This is a genomic window from Streptomyces sp. NPDC002676, from assembly GCF_053592455.1.
In genome coordinates this window covers 88,466-105,698 of the sequence record NZ_JBSFVT010000019.1, presented here as the reverse complement: position 1 = coordinate 105,698, position 17,233 = coordinate 88,466, and the positions used below count along the sequence as shown (strand labels likewise).

The following is a 17,233-nucleotide window of genomic DNA, read 5'->3' as shown; positions in this document are numbered from 1 at the left end:
CGAGGAGCCCTCGATGCCCGAAGCCCTCAAAGCCCCCCTCATCGTCGAATTCCCCTTCACCCGCTCCCTCGGCCCCGTGCAGAGCGCCTTCCTGAGCGGCCTGCGCGCACGCGTCGTTCTCGGCGTGCGGACCACCGACGGCCGCACCCTCGTACCACCCGTCGAGTACGACCCCGCCACCGCCGAGGAGATCCGCGACCTGGTGGAGGTCGCGCCCACGGGCACGGTCACCACCTGGGCATGGAACCACGCCCCCCGCCGCGGTCAGCCCCTCACCAGCCCCTTCGCCTGGGTCCTGGTCCGGCTCGACGGCGCCGACACCGCGCTCCTGCACGCCCTGGACGCCCCGGGCCCCGACGCCGTACACACCGGCATGCGGGTGCGGATCCGCTGGGCCGGGGAACGCTCCGGCGCCATCACCGACATCGCCTGCTTCGAGCCGTACGACGGCGAACCGGAGGAACCGGGCGGCCACACCGGCGAGTTCGAGAACCCGCTCACCGGCATCGTCGCCCCCGCCCGCCTCGACTACACCTACTCGCCCGGCCGCGCCCAGACCGCCTACATCGACGCCCTCGCCGAACAGCGGACCGTCGGCGAGCGCTGCCCCGCCTGCCGCAAGGTGTACGTCCCGCCGAGGGGTGCGTGCCCCACATGTGGCGTGGCCACAGCGGAACAGGTCGAGGTGGGTCCCCGCGGCACGGTCACCACCTTCTGCATCGTCAACATCAAGGCGAAGAACCTGGACATCGAGGTGCCGTACGTCTACGCACACATCGCCCTCGACGGCGCCGACCTCGCCCTGCACGCCCGGATCGGCGGCATCCCCTACGACGAGGTGCGCATGGGGCTGAGGGTCGAGCCGGTGTGGACGCAAGGAGCGCGCCACCCCGATCACTACCGGTCCACCGGCGAACCCGACGCCGACTACGACACCTACAAGGAGCTGCTGTGACCAGCGCAGAAGCCCCCGCAGCCCGGGACATCGCCGTCGTCGCCTTCGCCCAGACCGACCACCGGCGCTCCACCGAGGAGTCTTCCGAGGTCGAGCTGCTCATGCCGGTGCTGCACGACGTCCTGGACCGGACCGGCCTCAGGACCGCCGACATCGGCTTCACCTGCTCCGGCTCCAGCGACTACCTCGCCGGCCGCGCCTTCTCCTTCACCCTCGCCCTCGACGGCGTCGGCGCCTGGCCACCGATCTCCGAGTCGCACGTCGAGATGGACGGCGCCTGGGCGCTGTACGAGGCGTGGACGAAGCTGCTCACCGGGGACGCCGACACCGCGCTCGTGTACGCCTACGGCAAGTCCTCGCCGGGCTCGCTGCGGGACGTGCTCACGCGGCAGCTCGACCCCTACTACCTCGCTCCCCTGTGGCCGGACTCCGTCGCCGTCGCCGCCCTTCAGGCACAGGCACTCATCGACGCGGGAGACACCGACGAGGCCGCGCTCGCCGCGATCGGCGCACGCAGCCGCGCCGACGCCGCAGCCAACCCCCACGCCCAGCTCAAGGGCCAGTTCGCCCCGGGCGACTACGCCGTACGGCCCCTGCGCACCGGCGACTGCCCGCCCGTCGGCGACGGCGCCGCCGCCGTGATCCTCGCCGCCGGGGACCGGGCCCGCGAGCTGTGCGAGCGGCCCGCCTGGATCCGCGGCATCGACCACCGCATCGAGGCCCACGGCCTGGGCGTGCGCGACCTCACCGACTCGCCCTCCGCCCGGCTCGCCGCCGAGAAGGCCGGCGCCTTCGAACGGCCGGTCGACACCGCCGAGTTGCACGCGCCGTTCACCGCGCAGGAGGTCGTCCTGCGCAAGGCACTCCGCCTCGGCGACCGCGTCCGCGTCAACCCCTCCGGCGGCGCCCTCGCCGCCAACCCCGTGATGGCCGCCGGCCTCATCCGCATCGGCGAAGCCGCCGCCCGCATCCACCGCGGTGAGTCCGACCGCGCCCTCGCCCACGCCACCTCCGGCCCCTGCCTGCAACAGAACCTCGTCGCCGTACTCGAAGGGGAGCCACGATGAGCAAGGAGCCCGTCGCCGTCGTAGGAATCGGCCAGACCAAGCACGTGGCCGCCCGCCGGGACGTGTCGATCGCCGGACTCGTCCGCGAGGCGGCTCGAAGGGCGCTCGAGGAAGCCGAGTTGACGTGGGCCGACATCGACGCCGTCGTCATCGGGAAGGCGCCCGACTTCTTCGAGGGCGTGATGATGCCCGAGCTGTACCTCGCCGATGCGCTGGGAGCCGTGGGCAAGCCCATGCTGCGCGTGCACACCGCCGGCTCCGTCGGCGGCTCCACCGCGCTGGTCGCCGCCAACCTGATCGCGGCCCGCGTGCACGGCACGGTACTGACCTTGGCCTTCGAGAAGCAGTCCGAGTCCAACGCCATGTGGGGCCTGTCCCTGCCGATCCCCTTCCAGCAACCCCTGCTCGCCGGCGCCGGCGGCTTCTTCGCCCCGCACGTCCGCGCCTACATGCGGCGCAGCGGTGCCCCCGACACCATCGGCTCCCTCGTCGCCTACAAGGACCGCCGCAACGCCCTGAAGAACCCCTACGCCCACCTCCACGAGCACGACATCACCCTGGAGAAGGTGGTGGCCTCACCCATGTTGTGGGACCCCATTCGCTACTCCGAGACCTGCCCGTCCTCCGACGGCGCCTGCGCCATGGTCCTCACCGACCGCGCCGGAGCCGCCCGTGCGCCCCGCCCGCCCGCCTGGCTGCTCGGCGGCGCCATGCGCAGCGAGCCGACCCTGTTCGCCGGGAAGGACTTCGTCTCCCCGCAGGCCGGCAAGGACTGCGCCGCAGACGTCTACCGGCAGGCCGGCATCGCCGACCCGCGCCGGGACATCGACGCCGTCGAGATGTACGTGCCGTTCTCCTGGTACGAACCCATGTGGCTGGAGAACCTCGGCTTCGCCGCCGAGGGCGAGGGCTGGAAGCTCACCGAGTCCGGGGTGACCGAGCTGGACGGCGACCTGCCCGTGAACATGTCGGGCGGTGTGCTCTCCGCCAACCCCATCGGCGCCTCCGGCATGATCCGCTTCGCCGAGGCCGCCCTCCAGGTGCGCGGGCAGGCGGGGGAGCACCAGGTGGACGGCGCGCGGAAGGTCCTCGGGCACGCCTACGGCGGCGGCTCCCAGTTCTTCTCCATGTGGCTCGTGGGCTCCCGGCCGCCCGACGCCTGAGGGCCGCACGAAAGTCCACCTCACGCGGCCTGTCGGCCGTCCCGGGCGATCGCTAGGCTGACCCGCGGACGATGGAACCGGGAGGAGCACGGACGTGGCCGAGAGCACCACCCAGCAGCAGCCGCTCGTGGGCTGGGACAAGCCGGAGCTGGACCTCAGCAAGGCCGACTGGCAGTCCAGCAGCCGAGGTCTGGGCGATGTCCAGATCGCTTTTGTCGAGGGCTTCATCGCGATGCGCAACAGGGACCGGCCGGAGAGTCCCTCCCTGATCTTCACCCCCGCCGAATGGGGTGCGTTCGTATCCGGAGCGCGGGAAGGGGAGTTCGACCTGACCTGAGCGCGCACGCTCCCGACCCGGCGACGCGGGCCGAACCGGCGGTGTTCCGGCCGGATTTCCGGACACGCGACCGTTGAGGCCCTGCCCGAGCCCGCGCCTGAGCGAGGCTTGCCCGGCAGAGCGAGGGTCGTGTTCCGGAGGTGAGGAAGGATGAGCGCTGCGCCGGTCATCGCCGCGGTGGACGGGTCGGAGGACAGCCTGCGCGCCCTGGAGTGGGCGTGGGACGCGGCCCGTCGCCGCGCGGCGACGCTGCGGGTGGTGCACGTACGGCAGTACGCCGCCTGGGGCCAGGCCGACGTACTGGTCGCCGCGCCGCCCGAGACGGCAGGTGACCCGGTGCTCGACCAGGTGCGCGCCCTGCTCGCGGAGCGCGCCGAGCCGCCCGCCGTGGAGTACGTGGCCCTGGAAGGCGTGCCCGGCGCGCTGCTGCCCGAACTCGGCGCGGACGCCCAGCTGTTGGTGCTCGGCTCCCGGGGACGAGGCGGCTTCGCCAGTCTGCTGCTCGGCTCCAACAGCCTGGCCGCGGCGCGGGACGCCACGTGCCCGGTGGTCGTCGTACCCCGGCCCGGCCGTGATGGGGGTACCTCCCACGCCGTTCGGGCAGCGGGGGACCACGGCGACGCACCCGCCGCGCCCGGCCCCCGCGTGGTCGTCGGCCTGCACGTCGACAGCCCCGACGACGCCGCGCTCGCCTTCGCCTTCGCCGAGGCCGCCGCGCGCGAGGCCCGGGTGCAGGTGATCGCCGCCTACCCGTGGCCGATGCAGCCCTGGGCCGCGGCCGGCCAGGCGCTGCCGCTCCTGGTCGACCAGCAGGCCGTCGAGAGCGAGACCCGTGTTCTCGCCGAGGGCTTCCTCGCCCCGCACCGCGGGCGCCACCCCGGCGTCCGCGCCGTCGTCGAGGCTCTGCCCGGCGACGCGGCCGGTCACCTCGTCGCCGCCTCCGAGGACGCCGGCCTGGTCGTCGTCGGCCGCCACCGGCGCCGGCTGCTCGCCCCCGCCCGCATGATGGGCTCGGTCACCCAGGCGGTCCTGCTGCACGCGGCGAGCCCGGTCGCGGTGGTGCCCCCGGAGCCGTCGGAGGAATGACCGGGCCCCGCCTGCGGTGTGCTCAGGTGCGGCGACACGCCGTAGTGGGCCGAGCGGCGGCTCGGGCCCGGCGGGGCGTCGCCCGCACGTCGTCCAGCGCGCGCGGGCACGTACCATGGCCGCATGTCGTTCCTCCGCCGCCGCAGCGCCACTCCCGCCGGACCCGACTTCGACGTGCTGGCCATGGATCCGGGCGACTGGCCGGGCAACCTCGGCGCGGGCCTGCTGCCCGCCCCCGACGGCACCTGCCAGGGTGTCTTCCTGCGCTACGACCTCTTCGGTGGCCGCGGCCCCGCCATGATCATCGGCAATCTGCCCGAGGGCTCCCCGGCCCGGGACGTCGTCGAGGGCGAGATCCCCTTCGAGGTGGGCCAGCTGCTGCTGGCACTGGAGAACGACGAGGAGGTCACCGTCGTCGGCACCGAGGACACCCCGGTCCTCCAGGGCGACAACCTGCTCATCGTGCGGCGCCTGAAGCTGTCCGAGAGCCGGATCTCCTGCGTGCAGTTCGACCGCAGCGACGGCGTCCTCGTGACCATCGCCGCGTGGGACCGCCCCATCACCGACGACCTGTACGCCCTGCTGAAGCCGCTCCCGGCGGAGCTTTTCCAACAGGGCTGAGACGATCCGCTAGCCGGCCGCGCCTTCGAGGCGGACGTCCGCGGCGCGTACGAACGCGACCCGGTGGCCGTACTGGATCTCGTAGTACAGGTCCTTGCCGACGACGACCTGGTGCGAGTCGGTGGTGAAGGTGACCGCGTAGTAGTACTCGCCCGGCACCTCGTCGCCGACCACGTACTTCTGCCCGGCCGGGAGGGTGTACGGCAGCGGCACCACCGACTGGGCGGGAACCCCCGCCGGGTAGGCGTCCTTCTCCGGGTAGGCGCGGCCGTACACCGGAATGCTGGTGAGGCCGTCCTTCGGGGTCACCACGAGGCCGGAGGCAGCCACCGCCGTCGGCTCCTTGGGCGGGTTCTGGAACCAGGCCTTCTGCCCGAGGTACCAGATGGCCGTCCAGTCGCCCCAGCGGTCCGCGACCGCGAACTGCTGGCCGGTGGAGACCCGCGAGGACAGGTCGTTCACCCCGGTGGTCGGGTCCCTGCGGAGCCCGATGTCCTTGATCAGCGGCGCGTTCGCGTCGTGGTCGGAGTAGAGCCGCACGTCGGTGGAGCCGTGGACCGTGCAGGGCTCGCCCGCGGCGGCGCAGCCCGTGTACGTGGGCCGGTTGGCGTCGTAGTCCGGCAGGATCGTGACCAGGTCGGCGTCCTTGCGGCCGGTCCGCTTGAACGGGTGGCCGAGCAGCTGGAAGTAGTGCTGCCAGTCCCAGTACGGGCCGGGGTCCGTGTGCATGCCCGGGATGGAGCCGGCCGTCGGTCCGGGCACGGTGTCGTGGCCCAGGATGTGCTGCCGGTCCAGCTGGATGCCGTAGGTATCGGCCAGGTACCTCACCAGCCGGGCCGAGGACCGGTACATCGCCTCCGTGTACCAGGCGTCCGGGTTGGCCAGGAAGCCCTCGTGCTCGATGCCGAGGGACTTGGCGTTGATGTACCAGTTGCCCGCGTGCCAGGCCACGTCCTTCGCCTTGACGTGCTGGGCGATCAGACCGTCGGTGGAGCGGATGGTGTAGTTCCACGACACATAGGTGGGGTCCTGGACCAGGTTCAGCACCCCGTCCCAGGTGCCCTCCGTGTCATGGATGACGATGTACTTGATGCCCTGTGACACCGGCCGGTCACCGAGGTCGTGGTTGCCGTAGTCGTCGTTCCCGAACTCGGCGTACGGCGCCGGGACCGACTCGCAGGACACCGACGCGGGACACTCGGTGCCGTCGGTGCGAGGTGCGTGCAGGCCCGTCAGTGCGAGCTGGGCGGTGTCGGGGCTCAGCCCGGGCTGGGCGGCCAGGGCGACCAGCTGGCCCGCGTCCGTGGTGCGTTCCTCACCCGTGCGGAGGACGTCGTAGACGTCGTTCGCGTACGCCGCCGCGGTCGCCGAGTCGTCCGCACCGGAGAAGCGGGCGACCGCGCCGTACCACTCGGCCGGGTCGTTGCTCAGCGGTTCGCCCAGTTCCTTCTGCGCGTCGGCGAGCAGGGCGGCGCCCCCGGTCACGTTCGCCACCGGGTCGGTGCGCAGCTGTTCGGCGGACAGGCCGGTCAGCTCCGCCGCCTTCGGCAGCGTCTTCAGGCGGGCCGGGAGCGCGGACTGGGCCGGCACCTTGAGGTCGGGGCCGGGGTGCAGGGCGGCGCGGGCCTCGTCGCCGCGGGCGTCCTCGCTGCCCTCGGCGAAGTGCTCGGCCGTGGCGAGCGCGGCCTGGGCGTCCGTGAGGTGCATCGGGCCGTAGCCGCCGGTCACGCTGGGCGCGCCGGCGTGGGCGTCCCAGCGGGACTGGAGGTAGGAGAGGGCCAGCAGGACGTTCTGCGGCACGTGGTACTCGGCCGCCGCGGTGGCGAACGCCTGCTGGAGCCGGCCGGTGGAGGTCTCGGTGGCGCTCTGGGCCGGGGCCGCGCCGAGGAGCGGCAGCAGCAGGGCCGCGGAGGCGAAGGTGCCGGCGGTCGCCCTCAGATGTCTGTGACCGGGCCTGGACGTGGGGTCGGTGGCGGATCCTCGCAATGCAGCCTCCTGTGACGGGCGGGCGTGGCGGGGCGAGCGGCGCCGGACTGGGTCAGTGGTACCGGCTTGCCGACGATCCGTCAATGATGCCGTCAGGGCGATGATTTCCCACGTCATGGAGGGTTTTCGGCGAGTTTCGCGGTGGCGATGGCCGGGCCTGCGGGGCGTCAGTGGCGTACACCTGTGGGCGTAACCCTCGGGTCGTTGCGAAGGTTTGTGGTGCGCGCGCACATACGAAGATCCGCGGTGCGCCGCTGCAACGGCGCACCGCGGACCTGCGTCCCCGTCAGCGAGTGCCGACCGCCGCGCGCACCGCCTTGCGGGCCAGCTGGCAGTCGTCGTGCAGCCGCCTGAGCAGCAGCCGCTGTTCCTCGCCGGACGGCGCAGCACCAGGGTGGGGCGTACCCGGTGCCGCCGGGGCCGAGTCGTGCATCGAACGCTGCACGGCCGTCTCGTAGGTACGGATCTCCCGGGTGAGCAGGAGCATCAGGTTCACCAGGAACGCATCCCGGGCGGCCGGGCCCCCTGACTGGGCGATCTGGCTGATCTGCTTGCGGGCGAGCGGCGCGTCACCGAGGACCAGCCACAGCGTCGCCAGGTCGTGCCCCGGCAGATACCAGCCGGCGTGCTCCCAGTCGACCAGGACGGGACCGGCGGGGGAGAGGAGCATGTTCGACAGCAGCGCGTCGCCGTGGCAGAACTGCAGCATGCCCTGGCGGCCCGCCGCGTGCGCGATGCCGTGCAGCAGCTTCTGCAGGTCGCCGAGGTCCCGGTCGGTCAGCAGGCCCAGCTCGTGGTACCGGGAGATGCACTCCGCGTAGTCCAGCGGCATGTCGAAGGTGCCCGCCGGGGGCCGCCAGGCGTTCAGCCGGCAGATGGCGCCGAGCGCGGCCCGGATGTCGGCGCGGGGCGGGGCCTCCAGCGGATGCCGCTGCAGGGCGGCCACCCGGCCCGGCATGCGCTCGATGACCAGTGTGCAGTTGTCCGGATCCGCCGCGATCAGCCGAGGCACCCGGACCGGCGGCCGGTGCCTGACGAACGAGCGGTATGCAGCTATTTCGTGGCGGATCCGCTCGGCCCAGGCGGGCGAGTGGTCGAGGAGACACTTGGCGACGGCCGTGCTGCGTCCCGTCGTTCCGATGAGGAGGACGGACCGCCCGCTGCGGCGCAGCACCTGCACCGGAGCGAACTCCGGGCAGATGCGCTGCACCGAGGTGATCGCGGCGCGCAGCTGCGTGCCCTGGGGGCCGGACAAATCGAGTCTCCCGCTGAGCGGTTGGGGGCCTGGCTGCCCCGGAACGCGCCGCGGGCGGCCCACGCCCAGCACGGGAGCCGCGGGCCGCGCCGCCGGATCGAGGTACGGACCGCTGCCCGCCGGGCGGGAACGCAGCGGCCGGGGCGGGGCGGACACGGAGGACGATGCTGCGTACATGGGAGATACAGATCCCTTCGTGTGCCTGCGGTGCCTGCCTGTACATCCAGGCGTTCGGTCCATGCTTCGCGCGCATGGTCCGAGCGTGGGCGCCCACCCGGCCCGGCCGCCCGGGTGCACCCTGGGGAATGCCCCCGTCATCACAACTGGCGACCGGGTCGGGGTGGCGCGTTCCTACCTGACACCCGATGCCCAGTGGCACACCATCTGGCGCACCCTGGCGAACCGTGGCGAATAGTCGCTCGGCAACCTCCACCGGGCTAGTGTCAACTCAGCCGAGAACCTGGGGGCTTGACGTGAGCGGACAACCCAACACCCGCCTTGCGGACCTGTTCGGCCTGGCCGGCTGGTCGAAGGGCGAACTCGCGAGGCTGGTCAACCGGCAGGCGGCGGCCATGGGCCACCCCCAGCTGTCGACCGACACCTCTCGGGTCCGACGGTGGATCGACATGGGAGAGATCCCGCGCGATCCCGTGCCGCGGGTGCTGGCTGCTCTGTTCACCGAGCGTCTCGGCCGTGTCGTGACCATCGAGGACCTTGGTCTGGTGCGGCACGGGCGCGCAGGGAAACGGCAGGGCGGCGGGATGGAGGTACATCCCGACGGCGTGCCGTGGGCGCCCGAACGGACTGCCGCGGTCCTCACCGAATTCACGGGAATGGACCTCATGCTCAACCGACGCGGCTTGGTGGGCGCGGGTGCCGCGCTCGCCGCGGGATCCACACTCAGCAGCGCCATGCACGACTGGTTGCACACCGACCCGGCCCTGAAGGCCGACGCCCCTGTCCTCGACGACCCCCTGCACGCCGACCCCGCTGGGTTCGACCGCTATGAGGCCGCCCCCATCGGATCGCAGGAGGTCGAGGAACTGGAGCGCTCGGTCGAGGTGTTCCGCGCCTGGGACGCGGCCCGCGGTGGCGGGCTTCAGCGCAAGGCGGTCGTGGGCCAGCTCAACGAAGTGGGCGGCATGCTCGCCTACCACCACCCACCCCATCTCCAGCGGCGCCTGTGGGGCGTCGCGGCCAACCTGGCCGTACTCGCGGGCTGGATGTCACACGACGTCGGCCTGGAGCCCACGGCCCAGAAGTACTTCGTCATCGCCGCCCATGCCGCCCGCGAGGGCGGCGACCGGCCCCGCGCCGGAGAAGCCCTGTCCCGGGCGGCCCGTCAGATGGTGCACCTCGGCCGGCCGGACGACGCGCTGGACCTGATGAAGCTCGCCCAGGAGGGTTCGGGAGGGCATCTGCAGCCGCGTACGAAGGCGATGTTCCACACCATCGAGGCCTGGGCGCAGGCATCGATGGGCAAAGGCCAGGCGATGCGCCGCACCCTCGGACAGGCGGAGGATCTCTTCGTCTCCGAGCGCCAGGACGAACAGCCGGACTGGATGCAGACCTTCAAGGACGAGGATCTGTACGGCATGCAGGCCCTGGCCTACCGCACCCTGGCGGAGTTCGACCCGGGCGCCGCCGTGCACGCCCAGCACTTCGCGGGGAAGGCGCTGGCGCTGCGCGTCGACGGACGGGAGCGGTCGAAGATCTTCGACCACTTGTCCATGGCGTCGGCCTGTTTCATCGCCGACGACCCCGAACAGGCCGACCGCTACGCACGGTTGGCCCTGATGTCGATGGGCTCGAACTCCTCGCGCCGTACCTGGGACCGGCTGCGGCAGATGTACCGGCTCACCGCCGAGTACGCCGGATATCCGAAGATCCACCAACTGCGGGAGGAGATCAGGCTCGCCCTGCCCAAGCCGAGGGCCAAGGGCAACAACAGCGCACAGGCATAGGGGGCCTGTGCGCTGCAGTTCGAGGCGGTGCCGTCGGGTTGTCCGAGGTGGCGCCGTCAGTCGATCACCCGGGCGACGAGCACGCAGGCGTCGTCCGCGCGCTCGGTACCGCTGAACTCCTCGACGACCGTCCGCACACAGTCCTGCGCGGTGCGCGCCGTACCCAGATGCGGGGCGAGGGCACGCAGGCGGTCCGTGGCGGCCGTCGATCTGTCCCCGCGCACCAGCCCGTCCGTGTACAGCAGGAGGAGGTCACCCGGCTGAAGGAGCTCAACGGCTTGCCCGTAGTCGGCGCCCGAGGTGGCGCCGAGCAGGACGCCCGTCGGCGCGTCCAGCAGCCGCCCCGTCCCGTCGCGGTACAGCAGCGGGGCGGGGTGTCCTGCCTGCGCCCAGACCAGCGTGCGGCTCGCCGGCTGGTAGCGGCAGCAGACGGCGCTGCCGAGGGCGGGCTGCACGGTGGAGTCGAGTAACTGGTTGAGCATGACGAGGAGTTGGCCCGGCTGCGCGCCGGCCATCGCCATGCCGCGCACGGCCCCGAGCAGCATGGCCATGCCCGAGGCGACGGCCGCGCCGTGCCCGGTGAGGTCGCCGACGCCGAGCAGGGTGTCGCCGTCGGTGAGCTCCAGTACGTCGTACCAGTTGCCGCCGATCCGCGCGTCGGTCGCGGCCGGCAGGTAGTGGGCGGCCAGGTCGAGGCGGTGCGGACCCTGACGGGGGAGCCGCAGGGAGCCGCGCCACGGCGGCAGTACGGCTTCCTGCAGTTCGGCCGCGAGCCTGTGCTCGGTCTGCTCCTGCCGGCGCTGACGCTGCAACGAGTCACGGGTCTCGCGCACCGTCCGCTGGTCGCGGCGCAGTTCACTGACGTCCCGCAGGACCGCCCACATCGAGGTGGTGCTGCCGTCGGTGCCGAGCACGGGCTCGCCCATCATGTGCACGGTCCGCACGGAGGCGTCGGGCCGGACGACGCGGAACTCGCCGTCGATGGGCTTGGCGTCGACCAGGCAGTCCGTCACCATCGCGGTCAGTTTCGGCCGGTCCTGCTCCAGGACCACGGAGGGCAGTTCGTCCAGGGTGAGGGCGGGACCGGCCGGGTCGAGACCGAGGATCTGGTACAGCTCCCCGGACCAACTCACCTCGTCCGTCAGCAGGTTCCACTCCGCACTGCCCACGCGGCTGAGCAGGGAATCTGGCGCCGGACCGGCCGGGGCGGGCCGTGCGACGGGCAGGTCGGCGAGCGGGCCGGCGAACTCGGCCGGGGTCTGCGGCACGGGCGTCAGGCCGTCCCGCAACTGCGCCAGGTGGGCGTCCAGATCCTCCAGTTGATGCAGGGCGAGATCGCACAGCGCGCGCTGCCAGCGTTCCTCCGGCTCCGCACCGTCGCTCTGCGCGTCCCGTCGTACCGCGTGCACGTCGACCTTGAGTCGCCGCGTCTGCGATATCAACGCCTCGACCGAGCCGCGTTCGGGCGGCTGGGCGGACGGACGGTCCGCGGAGACTGGGGACGGCATGACGCACTCCGATGGGGGACGGTACGGCCAGGGAGGACGAGGGGAACCGTTACGACTGTTGCACAGCCCGCGACGCCCTGTAAGGGATTTGGCAACACACGATACGGTGGTGCTTCCGGCATATGCCAGAGTCTTCCCGGAGCGACTTCAGAGTACGGATGACGTACGCGTCTGTGGCATCAAGTCGTAGATGAACTACGGGAGTTCACCCATCCGTGCGGCTCTCGGCGTAGCGCTCAATCACATGTTCGACGCGAATGTGTTCAGTGCTTCCGTTCGGCCGCGCGTCATGCACCGAACTCTGTCCGGATTTGGCGTCATGTGAACCGCGTCCGCGGACTCCTAAAAGCATGGACGCCATTATCGAGCAACTCACGTACGCCCGGCTCATCGCCGCCGAGGACGAGGAGATCCCGGTGGCGGCGACGCTGCGCTACACCACCGGGGACCCGCTGGCCGTCTTCGTGGACTTCCCCGCCGAGGCGGCCCTCGACGGCGAGGAGGTCACCTGGACCTTCGCGCGCGCCCTGCTGGACCAGGGGCTGCGCGCCCCGGCCGGACACGGGGACGTGCAGATCTGGCCGTACGCCCGCACCCGCACGGTCCTGGAGTTCCACTCGCCGTACGGACTCGCCGTGCTGCAGTTCTCCACTTCGTCGCTGCGCCGCTTCCTGCTGCGCACCTACACCGTGGTGGCGGCCGGGCAGGAGGACGTGGCGGACGTCGTGGAGCGCGGGCTGAGCGCCCTGTTCGGCGGGGTGTGAGTGGGTACGGGGACGGCCCGCGCACGACTTTGAATATTGTTCATCTTTGCCTCACCGCACGGGTATGGCCCTCGACGGCCGGCCCGTGCACCCTTGCGCGCGGTGTGCCGCACGGGCACTCCGCTGACGAGGACGGGGCGAATGACACCGATCAGCCGAAGGGGCTTCGTGGGGCTCGGCGCCTCCGTGGCGGCGGGCGCTGCACTGGGCGTCGGCGCGCGGACGGCGAACGCGGCCGTGAACGCGGCGACCGGCACGATCCAGGACGTCAAGCACGTGGTGATCCTCATGCAGGAGAACCGCAGCTTCGACCACTACTTCGGCCGCCTCAAGGGCGTCCGCGGCTTCGACGACCGCAGCGGCATCACCCTGAGCGGCGGCCACTCGGTCTTCAACCAGCCCAACGGGCTCGGCCGCCAGTACCCGTGGAAGCTCAGCGCGACCCCGGCCGCGGGCGGCAAGGACGGCGAGACCCTCGCCCAGTGCAACGGCGACCTGCCGCACTCCTGGTCCTCGCAGCACTCCGCGTGGAACAAGGGCCGCATGGACAGCTGGGTCTCCGGCGTCGGCAACGTGCGCTCGCTCGGCTACCTGGACCGCTCGGACATCCCCTTCCACTACGCGCTCGCCGACAACTACACCATCTGCGACGCGTACTTCTGCTCCACGCTCAGCGCCACCGGCCCGAACCGCACGTACCTGTGGAGCGGCAAGGTCGATTCCGCCAGCTACGACGGCGGCTCGGAGTCCGGACTGACCTGGCAGAACTACGCCGAGGCGCTGCAGGCGGCCGGGGTGAGCTGGAAGGTCTACCAGAACGCCGCGGACAACTACGGCGACAACGGCTGCGCCTACTTCAAGAACTTCACGAACGCCCAGCCCGGCAACCCGCTGTACGACCGGGGCATGTCCTCCGTGCCGAAGGCCACCGGCTCCACCCCGGACGACATCGCCGCCGCCCTCAAGGCCGACGTCGTCGCGGGCACCCTGCCGCAGGTCTCCTGGGTGGTCCCCAACCAGGCCTTCTCCGAGCACCCCTACGCCCCGCCCGGCGACGGCGCCCACTTCGTCAGCCTGGTCTACCAGGCCCTCGCCGCCGACCCGGACGTGTTCGACTCGACCGTCCTGTTCCTCAACTACGACGAGAATGACGGCTTCTTCGACCACGTCCCGCCTCCGGCGCCGCCCGCCGGGACCGCCGGCGAGTTCCTCAACGGGGTGCCCTACGGCTTCGGCTTCCGCGTGCCGATGCTCGTCATCTCGCCCTGGACGCGCGGCGGCTGGGTCTCCTCCGAGGTCTTCGAGCACACCTCCGTGCTGCGCTTCCTGGAGACGTGGACCACGGCGATCGGCAAGCCCACGGCCTGCCCCAACATCAGCGACTGGCGACGCAAGGTGAGCGGCGACCTGACCCGCGTCTTCGACTTCGCCAACCCGGTCTACGGCACGGTGTCCCTGCCCGCGACCGGCGTCATCGGCCTCGCCACCTGCGGCCCGCTGCCCAACCCGGTACCGACGAACAACGCGCTGCCCGCCCAGGAGTCCGGCACCCGCCCGGCCCGCGCGCTGCCGTACCAGCCGAACGGCTACCTGGACCACCTGGAGTTCGGGGCCCTCGGGAAGATCCTCGCCTGGTGCACCATGACCAACCAGGGCGCCCCGGCGACCCGCGCGGCCCACTTCTCCATCCACCCCAACGCCTACCGCGACACCACGCCGTTCCAGTACACGGTCGACGCGGGCGGCACCGGCTCCGACTACTTCAACATCGGTACCGGTTTCGGCAGCGGCAAGTACGACCTGTCCATGGTCGGCCCCAACCGCTTCCTGCGCCGCTTCCAGGGCGACGCCACCAAGGCCGGAAAGTCGGCGGAGGTGAGCACCCGTTACGCCGTGGAGCCCGGCACGGGCAAGCTCGCGATCTACTTCAAGATGACCAACTCGGGTTCCTCGGCGGTGAAGTTCACGATCACCTCGAACCACTACCGCAGCGACGGCCCCTGGACGTACACCGTCGCGGCGGGCGCCTCGACGGAGGACTTCTTCAACGCCGTCGCCTACCAGGACGGCTGGTACGACTTCACGGTGACCGTCGACTCCGACGCTACCTGGGCGCGCCGGTTCACCGGGCACCTGGAGACGGGCGCGGCCAGCGTGAGCGGCTGACCTAGGCGTACAGATCCGGGCGCGGGGCGAGTTCGACGGCCGTACGGCCGCCGGTCTCCAGCGCCCGGACCCCCGCCTCGGCGACGACGGCGCAGGCGTAGCCGTCCCACACACTCGGGCCGGTGACCCGGCCGCGCCGGGTGGCGTCGACCCAGGCCTGCACCTCGCGGTCGTAGGCGTCGGCGAAGCGGACGAGGTAGTCCTGCGCCACCTCCTTCGCGGCGCTGCCCCGGCGGGTGACCACCATGGTGTGTTCGTCGCCGATCCGGGCACTGCCCGCCTCGCACACCGCCTCGCAGCGCACCTGGTAGCCGAAGCCGCAGTTGACGAAGACCTCCACGTCGACCAGGGCGCCGTGCGCGGTCTCGAACAGCACGAACTGCGGGTCGAGCAGGCCCTCGGGCGCACCCGCCGAGGACGCCGGACGCAGCACGGTCACCGCCGTCAGCTCCTGCCCGAGCAGCCAGCGGGCGGCGTCGATCTCGTGCGCGACCGAGCTGTTGATCAGCATCTCGCTGGTGAAGTCGGCGGGGGAGGAGACGTTGCGGTGGGTGCAGTGCAGCATGAGCGGCCGGCCCAGGCTGCCTCCGTCCAGCAGGGCCTTGAGTCGCCGGTACTCGGTGTCGTAGCGGCGCATGAAGCCGATCTGGGCCAGCCGGCGGCCGAGCCGCGCCTCGGCCTCCAGCACCCGAAGCGCACCCGTGGGGTCAGGCACCATGGGCTTCTCGCACAGCACCGGCAGTCCACGGTCGAAGGCGGCGAGCAGTGCCTCCTCGTGTGCGGGGCCCGGGGAGGCGATCAGTACGGCGTCCACGCCGGGCGCGTCGAGCGCGGCCAGCGGGTCGGTGTGCACCGCGACCCCGTCCAGGCCCGCCACGGACTCCTCGGCCCGGTCGGCCTCCGGATCGGCCACGGCGACCACCCTGGCGCCGCTCACCGCCTCGTCAAGACGTCGTATGTGGTCGGCGCCCATGTGCCCGGCACCCAGTACGGCCACACCCAGCAGGTCACCCATGCGTGCGCTCCCTCTCGCCGATGATCACGCCGTAGCGTACGCGGCGGAGGGAGCGCTGCCAGGGGGTGCTTCCGTGCAGCCCGGGGGGATGCCTCAGTACCGCAGCACCCCCGCGATTCCGCTCTCTTCGCCCAGCGTGCCGTCGGGTACGAAGCGGACCTCGGCGCCGGTCTCCAGACACTGCTCGACGATCTCGTCCACGATGTCGTCGCGGGAGTCCAGGTCACCCGGCTCGGCCGGGATGAGGTGGTCGCCCTGGTCGCGGACGGTCGTGCGGTAGTTCTCCTCGACCGCGAGCAGCCGGACCCGGCCCTCGCGGGCGGTACGCCACAGCTCGTCGACCCCGGCCGCGAAGGTCTTGTGACCGCGTGCCGAGGTCAGTTCCCTCATGACGGACTCGGTGTCCCTGCGGGCCTCCTCCTCCAGGACCGGCCGCAGTGCCTGCCACACGGCCTCCGGGCCGGCGTGGGCGAGGCCCCCGCGCGGGACCTGTACGGCCGACTTGGCAGTACTGCCGACCTCGTCCAGCAGGGAGAGGGCCGCCTGCTCGCCGGTGATGTACAGCGGACGGGGCTGATCGCGCAGGACCGTGCCGAGGGCGGTGTCCGCCTCGCGCAGGAACTGGCGGGTGTCCTCGTCGGCGTAGGTGCTCGGCTGGTCGCCGATCTGCATCTGCCGCTCGGCGTCGAAGTTCTCCCGGCCGTGGACCAGCGGGAAGCCGCCGGAGCGGTCCTCCACGACCCGCTCGGGGCCGCCGCTCCACAGCGTGCAGCGGTCCGCGGAGACCGACAGCACCCAGAAGGGGCGCTCGGCGGCGTGCGCGGAGACCAGATTGCGGGTCAGGAAGGTGTCCGAGAACACCACCCGCTCGGGGACGCTGCGGGCCAGCGACCAGACCTGGTGCTCACCCGGCGCCGCGAAGATCACAAGGCCTTCCTCGGCGTGTGCCAGATCCACCTCGGACAGTGCGCGGTCGAGCTGTGCCACGACGTCGGCGCGCCGTTCGCGCGTGACCGAGGGGTCGGACTCCAGCCGCTTCCTCGCCTCGGTGACCACATTGCGCAGTCGGACCGGATCCTGGCCGTTCTCGGGTTCGCGGCGGTGTGTCGGGGTCAGCACCGACACCGCAGGGTAGGGACGCGGACGCCGCAGTTCGGCAAGGGTCGCGGGACTCAGTGCGTGCTCCATGACAGCACGATAGGGCGGATTCACCCATCCGGCATTCGGGGTGATACCGGACCCGTGGACGCGAGGTCCGGTGGTCGCCCCGGCCGCGGTTTCTCCGGCGCACGCCGATGACGCCAGGGCGCGCGACAGGCTACCGTACCCGCCAGTAACCGGACCGC

14 protein-coding genes are annotated in these 17,233 nt (G+C 71.8%); 9 read left to right on the top strand and 5 right to left on the bottom strand.

The features are described from left to right. Positions 1–13: 13 nt before the first annotated feature. The 6 genes from ACWD3E_RS34780 (at position 14) to ACWD3E_RS34755 (ending at position 5,229) form a co-directional block, all read left to right on the top strand. The gene (locus ACWD3E_RS34780; protein ID WP_451391514.1) at positions 14–955 is read left to right on the top strand and encodes a Zn-ribbon domain-containing OB-fold protein; all 942 of its coding nucleotides are present in this window, start codon (positions 14–16) and stop codon (positions 953–955) included. Then, positions 952–2,022, top strand: a complete 1,071-nt coding sequence (locus tag ACWD3E_RS34775; RefSeq protein WP_451391513.1) for a thiolase domain-containing protein — start codon at positions 952–954, stop codon at positions 2,020–2,022. Before ACWD3E_RS34780 ends, ACWD3E_RS34775 begins: the two co-directional genes overlap by 4 nt. Continuing rightward, positions 2,019–3,185, top strand: a complete 1,167-nt coding sequence (locus ACWD3E_RS34770; protein WP_451391512.1) for a thiolase domain-containing protein — start codon at positions 2,019–2,021, stop codon at positions 3,183–3,185. Before ACWD3E_RS34775 ends, ACWD3E_RS34770 begins: the two co-directional genes overlap by 4 nt. A gap of 94 nt (positions 3,186–3,279) precedes the next feature. Further along, on the top strand, positions 3,280–3,522 hold the full coding sequence (locus ACWD3E_RS34765; RefSeq protein WP_451391511.1) for a DUF397 domain-containing protein: 243 nt from the start codon (positions 3,280–3,282) through the stop codon (positions 3,520–3,522). A 150-nt stretch (positions 3,523–3,672) separates the two neighbouring features. Then, positions 3,673–4,608: a universal stress protein gene (locus tag ACWD3E_RS34760; RefSeq protein WP_451391510.1), complete on the top strand. Its 936-nt coding sequence runs from the start codon at positions 3,673–3,675 to the stop codon at positions 4,606–4,608. A gap of 123 nt (positions 4,609–4,731) precedes the next feature. After that, positions 4,732–5,229 (top strand): hypothetical protein, encoded by a 498-nt coding sequence (locus ACWD3E_RS34755; RefSeq protein WP_451352711.1) that lies wholly within the window; start codon positions 4,732–4,734, stop codon positions 5,227–5,229. A 9-nt stretch (positions 5,230–5,238) separates the two neighbouring features. Here ACWD3E_RS34755 and ACWD3E_RS34750 read toward each other — a convergent pair whose 3' ends face one another. Continuing rightward, a complete protein-coding gene (locus ACWD3E_RS34750; protein WP_451391509.1) occupies positions 5,239–7,215 on the bottom strand; it encodes an N-acetylmuramoyl-L-alanine amidase in 1,977 nt (658 codons plus the stop codon). Positions 7,216–7,501: 286 nt separating this feature from the next. Beyond that, complete coding sequence (locus tag ACWD3E_RS34745; protein WP_451391508.1) at positions 7,502–8,647, bottom strand: aminoglycoside phosphotransferase family protein; 1,146 nt, start codon at positions 8,645–8,647, stop codon at positions 7,502–7,504. 296 nt (positions 8,648–8,943) lie between these two features. Here ACWD3E_RS34745 and ACWD3E_RS34740 point away from each other — a divergent pair, with 296 nt between their 5' ends. Continuing rightward, positions 8,944–10,434, top strand: coding sequence for a DNA-binding protein NsdB (locus ACWD3E_RS34740; RefSeq protein ID WP_451391507.1), 1,491 nt, complete (start codon positions 8,944–8,946; stop codon positions 10,432–10,434). Positions 10,435–10,490: 56 nt separating this feature from the next. On the opposite strand, the gene ACWD3E_RS34735 is transcribed toward ACWD3E_RS34740, so the two are convergent. Then, positions 10,491–11,942, bottom strand: coding sequence for a PP2C family protein-serine/threonine phosphatase (locus ACWD3E_RS34735; RefSeq protein WP_451391506.1), 1,452 nt, complete (start codon positions 11,940–11,942; stop codon positions 10,491–10,493). Between the two features lie 350 nt (positions 11,943–12,292). On the opposite strand from ACWD3E_RS34735, the gene ACWD3E_RS34730 reads away from it, so the two are divergent. Both ACWD3E_RS34730 and ACWD3E_RS34725 read left to right on the top strand, forming a co-directional pair. Continuing rightward, positions 12,293–12,706, top strand: a complete 414-nt coding sequence (locus ACWD3E_RS34730; protein ID WP_451391505.1) for an SsgA family sporulation/cell division regulator — start codon at positions 12,293–12,295, stop codon at positions 12,704–12,706. Between the two features lie 141 nt (positions 12,707–12,847). Continuing rightward, the gene (locus ACWD3E_RS34725; RefSeq protein ID WP_451391504.1) at positions 12,848–14,872 is read left to right on the top strand and encodes a phosphocholine-specific phospholipase C; all 2,025 of its coding nucleotides are present in this window, start codon (positions 12,848–12,850) and stop codon (positions 14,870–14,872) included. Between the two features lies 1 nt (position 14,873). On the opposite strand, the gene ACWD3E_RS34720 is transcribed toward ACWD3E_RS34725, so the two are convergent. Continuing rightward, positions 14,874–15,887, bottom strand: coding sequence for a Gfo/Idh/MocA family protein (locus tag ACWD3E_RS34720; protein WP_451391503.1), 1,014 nt, complete (start codon positions 15,885–15,887; stop codon positions 14,874–14,876). Positions 15,888–15,980: 93 nt separating this feature from the next. Further along, positions 15,981–17,075, bottom strand: a complete 1,095-nt coding sequence (locus ACWD3E_RS34715; RefSeq protein WP_451391502.1) for a baeRF3 domain-containing protein — start codon at positions 17,073–17,075, stop codon at positions 15,981–15,983. Positions 17,076–17,233: the final 158 nt, after the last annotated feature.